The sequence below is a fragment of the Actinopolymorpha sp. B9G3 genome, from assembly GCF_040120725.1.
Lineage (GTDB): Bacteria > Actinomycetota > Actinomycetes > Propionibacteriales > Actinopolymorphaceae > Thermasporomyces.
Genome location: NZ_JBEEAB010000011.1, coordinates 257,060 through 265,309, shown reverse-complemented (window position 1 = coordinate 265,309; position 8,250 = coordinate 257,060). Strand labels below are relative to the sequence as shown.

The 8,250-nt window shown below is 69.8% G+C and carries 6 protein-coding genes and 1 pseudogene; 6 read left to right on the top strand and 1 reads right to left on the bottom strand.

Annotated elements, in window-relative coordinates; translation table 11 throughout:
* Both ABNF93_RS20580 and ABNF93_RS20575 read left to right on the top strand, forming a co-directional pair.
* A pseudogene (locus tag ABNF93_RS20580) lies at positions 1-187 on the top strand (carbohydrate ABC transporter permease); the annotation flags it as partial.
* Between the two features lie 55 nt (positions 188-242).
* On the top strand, positions 243-1,958 hold the full coding sequence (locus ABNF93_RS20575; RefSeq protein ID WP_349329737.1) for a DUF885 domain-containing protein: 1,716 nt from the start codon (positions 243-245) through the stop codon (positions 1,956-1,958).
* 200 nt (positions 1,959-2,158) lie between these two features.
* On the opposite strand, the gene ABNF93_RS20570 is transcribed toward ABNF93_RS20575, so the two are convergent.
* Positions 2,159-3,103: a U32 family peptidase gene (locus ABNF93_RS20570; RefSeq protein WP_349329736.1), complete on the bottom strand. Its 945-nt coding sequence runs from the start codon at positions 3,101-3,103 to the stop codon at positions 2,159-2,161.
* 262 nt (positions 3,104-3,365) lie between these two features.
* Between ABNF93_RS20570 and ABNF93_RS20565 the strand changes: the two genes are divergently transcribed.
* From ABNF93_RS20565 to ABNF93_RS20550, 4 genes are all read left to right on the top strand, one after another.
* Positions 3,366-4,130, top strand: a complete 765-nt coding sequence (locus tag ABNF93_RS20565; protein WP_349329735.1) for an IclR family transcriptional regulator — start codon at positions 3,366-3,368, stop codon at positions 4,128-4,130.
* 129 nt (positions 4,131-4,259) lie between these two features.
* Entirely contained in the window at positions 4,260-5,480 is a 1,221-nt protein-coding gene (locus tag ABNF93_RS20560; protein ID WP_349329734.1) for a mandelate racemase/muconate lactonizing enzyme family protein, read from the top strand.
* An 86-nt stretch (positions 5,481-5,566) separates the two neighbouring features.
* Entirely contained in the window at positions 5,567-6,487 is a 921-nt protein-coding gene (locus ABNF93_RS20555; protein ID WP_349329733.1) for a fumarylacetoacetate hydrolase family protein, read from the top strand.
* Positions 6,484-7,992: an aldehyde dehydrogenase (NADP(+)) gene (locus tag ABNF93_RS20550; RefSeq protein ID WP_349329732.1), complete on the top strand. Its 1,509-nt coding sequence runs from the start codon at positions 6,484-6,486 to the stop codon at positions 7,990-7,992. The genes ABNF93_RS20555 and ABNF93_RS20550 overlap by 4 nt, the downstream gene beginning before the upstream one ends.
* The last annotated feature ends 258 nt before the right edge of the window (positions 7,993-8,250 follow it).

The following is an 8,250-nucleotide window of genomic DNA, read 5'->3' as shown; positions in this document are numbered from 1 at the left end:
AGAGCTGAGCAGCGAGGAGAACTACACGCTCGCGCTCGGCCTGGCGTCGTTCCAGAGCGTCTACACCGCGCAGTGGGGCTACCTGATGGCCGCATCCGCGGCGGTGATCGCACCCATCATCGCCCTGTTCTTCTTCCTCCAACGCTACTTCATCGAAGGCGTCACGCTGACCGGTATCAAGGGTTGACGCTGTCGCCAAGGACCGGACGCCGGGATCAGAAGCCGATCGAAGGGCGAACCACGTGGGCGACACGCAGGCCGACCTTGCCGCACAGGAACTGGATCGACTGGCGGAGGAGATGTTCCGAGGCCAGCTGGCGTGGTCACCGCTCTACGCCAGCCAGGTGGGCTATCCGGGATACTCCGGCCTGCTACCCGACCTCACGATGGCCGGTGAGGAACGGCGCCGAAGCGAGCTGGAACGCCTTCACCAGCAGGCCTCCGCGGTCGCGGCCGACCTGCTCGACGCCGACCGCCGGATCACCCGTGAGGTGATGCTGCGGACGATCTCGGACGCTCTGGTGGGTCTCGCGGCCGCGGCACCTGACTACACGGTGACCCCGTTGCCACACACGGGTTCGGCGGCGACGGTGATGATCAGCCTCCCGAAGTCCACGCTGCGTACGGCCCAGGATGCAGACGGATATCTCGCCCGCTGCGCGAAGGTGCCGGCCTGGTTGGCGGCTGCGCAAGGGCGGCTTGACAACGGTCGCGCGGCTGGCCGGTTGCCCGTGCGCCGGTTGGTTCTCGCCGCCGTGGAGCAGGTCGACGCCTATCTCGCGACGTCGCTCGCCGACGACCCGCTGACCAAGGTGGCGGCGCCGGCGGAGGGCGACCCGCCGGGATTTCGGGACCGGGTGGCGGCGGTCGTCGCCGAGCAGGTGCGGCCGGCGCTCGCGGACTACCGGCACCATCTGGTGGGCGAGGTCCTACCGACGGCGCGCTCGGACGAGGAGCCCGGGCTTGCGCACCTGCCGGGCGGCGTCGCGCTCTACCAGCAACTGGCCGCGGGGCACACGACGACCGACCACAGCGTCGACGAACTCCACGAACTCGGCCTCTCGCTGGTCGCGGACCTGACCGAGGAGATGCGCGAACGCGGATCCCGCACGCTCGGCACGGCCGACTTCGCCGAGATCACCCATCGCCTGCGTACGGACCCCGATCTCTGCTTCGACAACGCCGAAGAGATGCTCGCCGAGGCACGGGCGACGCTGGCGAGAGCCCAGGAGGCGCTGCCGCGTTGGTTGGGCAGGGTTCCTGAGGTGGACTGCGAGGTTCTCGAGCAGTCGGTGTACGAAGCGGAGAACGGGAACCTGGGCTACTACCAGTGGCCGAGCATCGACGGCGCGCGGCCGGGTCGGTTCTGGCTCAACACGTACAAACCTGCGACGAGACCGCGGTTCGAACTGCAGGGGTTGACGTTCCACGAGTCGGTGCCGGGCCACCACACGCAGCTCGCGTTGCTGTGGGAGCTGCCGGACCTCTGCGACTTCCGCCGCCATGCCCGTGCGACCGCGTTCACCGAAGGGTGGGCGCTCTACACCGAACGGCTTGCCGACGAGATGGGCCTCTACACCGGCGATGTGGCGAAGCTGGGCATGGTGTCGTTCGACTTCTGGCGCGCCTGCCGGCTGGTCGTCGACACCGGGATGCACGCGCGCGGGTGGAGTCGGGATCGGGCGGTGAGGTTCATGATGGAGCACAGCGCCCTCACCCGAAAGAACGTCGAGAACGAGATCGACCGCTACATCGCCTGGCCGGGTCAGGCGCTCGGTTACATGGTGGGACGGCTGGAGATCGTGCGGTTGCGGGCGGAGGCCGAGCAGCGGCTTGGCGCGTCGTTCGACATCAGGGCCTTCCACGACGCGCTGTTGGGGCATGGCAACCTCCCCTTGACAGTGCTCGGCCGGGTCGCGGGCGAGTTCGCGGCGAGTCACGGCCCAGGATCCGCGTGACCGTGATCATGAGGGTTTTCGGGGCCCATCTGCCGATTTTCCTTCATGATCACGATCATGATCACGGGCGAACCGACGGGCGAACCGACGGGCGAACCGACGGGCGAACCGACGGGCGAACCGACGGGCGAACCGACGGGCGAACCGACGGCGCGAGCAGGCTGGAGTGGGGCGGCGCGAGGGTGGCTACCGAGCCGGGGTCAGGTCGTACGCCTGACCGGGAGGGCAAGTCCGGCGGCGCCGGGCTTGGACGTGGGCTCGTCGACGCCGTACCGCTCCAGCAGGTCCAGCCCGAGCCGGGCCCGGCGTACCCGCTCCCGGGTCAGCGCGACCGTCGTCGCCTCGAGATGCGTACCAGCCGGGTAGACGTCGGGTGCGTTGCGCAAGCCGAACTTCACATAGACCGGCGCCGCGACCTCGATGAGCGCGGGCAGTTCGTGGTGGCGTACGTATCCACCGAGGTTGTCCGGCGCCTCGACGTAGACATCGAGCGGGACGTCCACGGCCGCCCGGATCGCCGCGATCTGAGCGAGACTCAGGTCGGTCGCGACGTTGAGCGTGTCCGCGCCGAGGTCCTCCAGGACGCGGGCGTTCGCGGCGTTGGTGATCGGCAGCATCACCGAGACCTTCGCCTGCATCTCGGCCGGCAGGTCACCGGCCGCGCGCAGCTTTCCGAACGCCGCCAACACGCCCAGGTCGGAGATCAGCACGCTGCGGATGCCGTGCTCGGCAGCCCGGAGGATGTCGTCGAGGACCGCGGCCACCTGGTCCTGGCCGTGTGCGGTCGCGGCGAACCCGCCGCCCGCGGCCGACCGGGCAGTCGCCGAGACACCCCAGCCCGCGCAGGGCCGGGCGAACAGGCTGACCTCCACGCCGGCCGCGTCGGCCTGCTCGACCATGGTGTCGAGTTCGACGTCGGTCAGCAGGAAGACGCCGGTGCCCTGGGAGATCCGGCGGACCGGCACCTTCAACCGCTCCGCCTCTTCCAGCGCCGCCGCGAGGCAGCGTGGGCCTTCGGTGCTCGGGATCTCGACGCGGTACCGAACCCCGTCGGGGAACCGCTTGTCCGAAGCCGGAAGCTCCCCGAGGTCGCGGGGAGGGAGATCGAGCTTCTCCAGCAGTTGGCTTCCGCGCGTGCGAACCACGACGATTCCACCCTCCGATCGTTCGGGACCCGAGTGTTCAGGACCCGATTCTCCAGTGACCCGACTGTTCAGGACTCGAGTGTCCAGGACCTGAGTGTCTGGTTGCCATTGTCGGTGGCGATCGTGGGAAAGCCGTCGTACGGTAGCCGTCGCCCGCATGTCCGGTATCTCGAACGCCATTCGTATACTCGGACATCGTGTGCGGGCGGAGCCAGTCGCGTCAAGCGTTCCCCGCTCACGGGAACTGAAGGAGCGCCGACCTATGGGCCGATCCGTCCCCGCGGTCATGCGGGCACTGGACATCCTCGATCTGTTCGGCACGGCCGAGGACCTGTCCATCCCGGAGATCCACGCCCGGCTCGACCTGCCGCGTACGTCGGTCCACGAACTCGTCGGCACCCTGGTCGAACGCTCCTACCTCACCCCGGTGCCGGGCCAGCCGCACCGGTTCCGCCTGGGGGTGGGCGTGTTCCACCTCGGCGCGACGTACGCCGAAAGGCTCGACCTTGCCCGCGAGGGCCAGGTGGCGGCGACGGAGGTGGCGGTGGCGTGCGACGAGACCGTCCACGTCGCGGTCCTCGACGGCCGGCACGTGATCTATGTCGCCAAGGCCGACTGCACCCATCCGGTACGCATGGTGTCCGCGGTCGGCCGGCGCCTACCCGCCCACTGCACCGCCGTCGGCCTCATGCTGCTGGCCCGACTCGACTCCAGCCGGCTCGACGAGCTGTATCCGATCGGCGACAGCCTGCCCGCTCTGACCAAGCGGAGCATCACCTCAACCACGCAGCTGCGTACCAGGCTCACCGAGATCCGCGCCTGCGGGATCGCGGAGGAGTACTGCGAGTCGAACGAGGCTGTCGCCTGCGTCGCCGCGCCGGTGACCGACCGTGCCGGCACCACCGTCGCGGCCATCAGCATCTCGGTCCCGACCGTGCGGTGGACTCCGGAGCGCAAGGACGGCCTCGGCCGGCTGGTCAGCGACGGCGCAGCGGCGCTGTCCGCCCGGCTGGGTCATGTCGGCTAGCCTCGGGCCCGTCGGCAAAACCGGTCAGACCACCAGGTGTCAACCAACTGCGGCGCACGAACGATGGCGTACGAACGATCGCGTACGAACGATGGCGTGGGCAACGAACCACGGCGAGGAGGCGGTGGCGTGCGGATCACGGCGGTGGAAACGCTGAGACCCTCCATCCAGCCCAATGTCTGTCTGCTCCAACTCCACACAGACGTTGGCCAGACCGGCATCGGCGAGGCGTTCTTCGCCGCGAGCGCGGTCGAGGCCTACCTCCACGACACGGTGGCCCCGGTGATCCTCGGCACCGACGATCTGCTGCCCCAGCAGGCTGCCAGCCGGCTCGCGCCGTACACCGGCTACCAGGGCGGCGGCGTGGAGACCCGCGCGATCGGGGCCGTGGACCTCGCTCTGTGGGACCTGCTCGGTAAGCGCGCCGGTCTGCCGGTCGCGGACCTCCTCGGCGGCGCTGTCCGGCCCGAGCTGCGGGTCTACAACACCTGCGCCGGCCCCGGCTACGTACGCACCTCCACCCGGCAGGAGATGGACAACTGGGGAATCGGCGCCGGGCCGGGCGCGGCAGCGGGCCGGCAGTACGAAGACCTCGACGCCTTCCTGAACCGACCAGGCGAACTGGCGAAGGACCTCCGCGCGGACGGCGTCACCGCGATGAAGGTGTGGCCGTTCGACTCCTACGCCGAACGCAGTAACGGCACCGCGATCACCGACGCCGAACTCGCGCGGGGGCTCTCGGTCCTCGAGCAGATCCGTTCGGCCGCCGGCGCCCCAGACATGGACGTCATGGTCGAGTTGCACGGCCTCTGGAACCGCCCCTGCGCCGAACGCATCTGCACCGCGCTCGCGCCCTACCGTCCGCTCTGGGTCGAGGATCCGATCCGCCCGGACGCGGTGGATGCCCTCGCCGCCCTGCGCCGCGCCGTCGACGTGCCGATCGCCACCGGAGAGACCGTCACCGGCCGGCGCGGGTTCCTCCCGCTGCTCCAGCAGGGCGCGATCGACGTCGTCACCGTCGACATCGGCTGGACCGGTGGGATCACCGAGGCTCGCAAGATCGCGACGCTCGCCGACACGTTCGGAGTACCGGTGGCGCCGCACGACTGCACCGGGCCGGTGGCGTTTGCCGCCTGCTGTCACGTGGTACTCAGCCAGCCGAACGGCATGATCCAGGAGACGGTCCGCGCCTTCCTGCGGACGTGGTACGCCGAACTGGTCGAAGGCTTGCCGGAGGTGGCCGACGGCGTGGTCCGGTTGGGTTCCGAAGCCGGTCTCGGCGTACGACTGGTCGAAAATCTCGCTGGTCGGCCCGGGGTGTCGCGTCGGGTGACCGGTTTGGAAGACTGAACGCCGACCGCCATACATCAGATGACTGCCCTCAGATGACCGCGTGAGGCCCGTGGGATTGTGCGGCCCGCCGAAGGAGGCACCTCGTGGAGATCGTCCGTTACGCCGACCGGTCCGATCGCGCCGTCCGGGTGGGTGTGCGCCAGGCGGGGCGGATCTCGCCCGTCGCGGGAGTGGGCCAGGTCGCGGAGCTGCTTCGGCTTCCGTACAAGGAGGTTCGCGGGCTGGTCGAGGCCGCCGCGGGCACGGGCGACGGCGTCCTCGACGAGGCCGACGTCCTCCTGCTCCCACCCGTCGACGGGCGTACGGAGGTGTGGGCGTCCGGTGTGACCTACGAACGCTCCAAGGACGCCCGCGTCGAGGAGAGCAGCGAGAAGACGGTCTATGAGAAGGTCTACGACGCGCAGCGGCCGGAGCTGTTCTTCAAGGCCCTACCCTGGCGGGTCGTCACCGATGGTGAGCCGATCGGCATCCGGGCCGATTCCGGACTCGACGTGCCGGAGCCTGAGCTGGGCCTCGTCTCCAACACCTTCGGCGAGATCATCGGCTACGTCGTGTGCAACGACGTCAGCTCCCGTGTCATCGAGGGCGAGAACCCGCTCTATCTCCCCCAGGCGAAGGTCTACGCCGGGAGTTGCGCGCTCTCGACCGGCATCCGGCCGGCGTGGGAAATCCCCGACGCCACCGCGCTGGACGTCGCGCTGACGGTGCGCCGTGACGGCGCGCCGGTCTGGCGGGGCGAGACGTCGACCGCGCGGATGAAGCGGACGCTCGACGAGTTGGTCGCCTACGTCCTCGCCGGTGACGCGTTCCCGGACGGGTTCTTCCTCGCCACCGGGACCGGCGTGATCCCGGAGATGTCGTTCACGTTGGCCGGCGGCGATGTCGTGGAGATCGCGATCGCCGATGTCGGCGTACTCTCCAATCCTGTCGTGGTCGGCAAGGAGCCGCTGTCGTGGCTCGTCGACGCATTGACCGATCCGTTTGCCCGGGAGGCTGTCCGATGACCGTGCCCACCTCGACCCGAGTCGCCAACCCGACGAGTGTGCCGCACACCGAACCCGCGGAGCTCGAGGCGATCCTCGCCGCAGCGGCGGCCGCTGCTGGACCGCTCGCCGCGCTCGCGCCCGCCGCGCGCGCACGCCTGCTGCGGGCCGTGGCCGATGCCCTCGACGCCGCGGCCGACGAGCTCGTGCCGCTGGCGATGGAGGAGTCCCACCTGCTCGAGGCGCGGCTGCGCGGAGAGTTGGTGCGTACGACCTTCCAACTGCGACTCTTCGGCGAGGTCCTGGAAGAAGGGTCGTACCTCGAGGCGACGATCGACCCGGCCGACCCGGACTGGGGCATGGGCCCAAGGCCGGACCTGCGCCGGATGTTGGTGCCGCTGGGTCCCGTGGTGGTGTACGCGGCGAGCAACTTCCCGTTCGCGTTCAGTGTGGCGGGCGGCGACACGGCATCGGCGCTGGCGGCCGGGTGTCCGGTCATCCTCAAGGCGCACTCGGGGCATCCCGCGCTGTCGCAGCGTACGGGTGAGATCGTGGCGCAGGCGCTGTCGGCCGCTGGCGCGCCGGACGGCGCGTTCGCCGTGGTCGTGGGGTACGAACGCGGGATCGAGGCGCTGCAGGACCCGCGGGTGAAGGCGGGCTCGTTCACCGGTTCCATCCCTGCCGGGCGGGCGCTCTTCGACATCGCGTCGGGGCGGCCGGAGCCGATTCCGTTCTACGGCGAGCTGGGCAGCCTCAACCCGGTGTTCGTCACGCCCGGCGCGGCGAAGGCGCGTGGTGAGGAGATCGCGACGGGCTTCGCAGGGTCCTTCACCCTTGGGGTGGGGCAGTTCTGCACCAAGCCGGGATTGTTGTTCGTACCCGCGGGGCACGGGCTCGACGAGCAGATCGCCGCCGCCGCCCGCGAGGTGGGTGCCGCCGAGCTGCTGAACAAGCGGATCGCGGAGGGGTACGCCGAGGGCATCACCAGGCTGACCGGCGCACCGGGCATCTCGGTCCTCGTCGAGGGGGCCGCCGTCGACGGGCTCGTCGTCGCGCCGACCGTGGTGAAGACCACTGTTCCGGCGCTGCTCGAGCACGCCGACGCACTGCTGGAGGAGTGCTTCGGACCGGCGTCGCTGGTCGTGGAGTACGAAGACGTCGAACAGCTTGCCGACGCGGCCGCCGCGTTCAGCGGCAACCTCACGGCGACCGTGCACGCCGAGGAGACCGAGGCCGACCAGGTGGCGCCGCTCCTCTCGCTGCTGCGGGACCGGGCCGGACGCCTGCTGTGGAACGGCTGGCCGACCGGTGTGTCGGTGACCTACGCCATGCAGCACGGTGGCCCGTGGCCCGCCACCACGTCGTCGATCCACACGTCGGTGGGGACGACCGCGATCCGGCGGTTCCTGCGTCCGGTGAGCTACCAGGGGATGCCGGAGGCGCTGCTGCCCGAGGTGCTCCGCGACAAGAACGTCCTCGGCGTCCCACGCCGTGTCAACGGCACCTTGACGACCGACGACGTGTAAGGCCCGCAGGTCCGGCGCCAGTGCCCGTGTGTCGGCCACCCGTGACCGGCGCCCGTGACCGGCGCCCGTGTGCCGGCCACCCGTGATCATGATCTCGGTCATGAAGATTTTCGGGGTCCATGTGTCGGATCGCGTTCATGGTCCCGGATCGCTTCATGATCTCTGCAGTGATCATGAAGGGGCAGGGGGACGTGAAGGCGAACGGGGCTATACGTACGTAGAACATTCATGATCACGATCATGATCACCGGGCGGAGG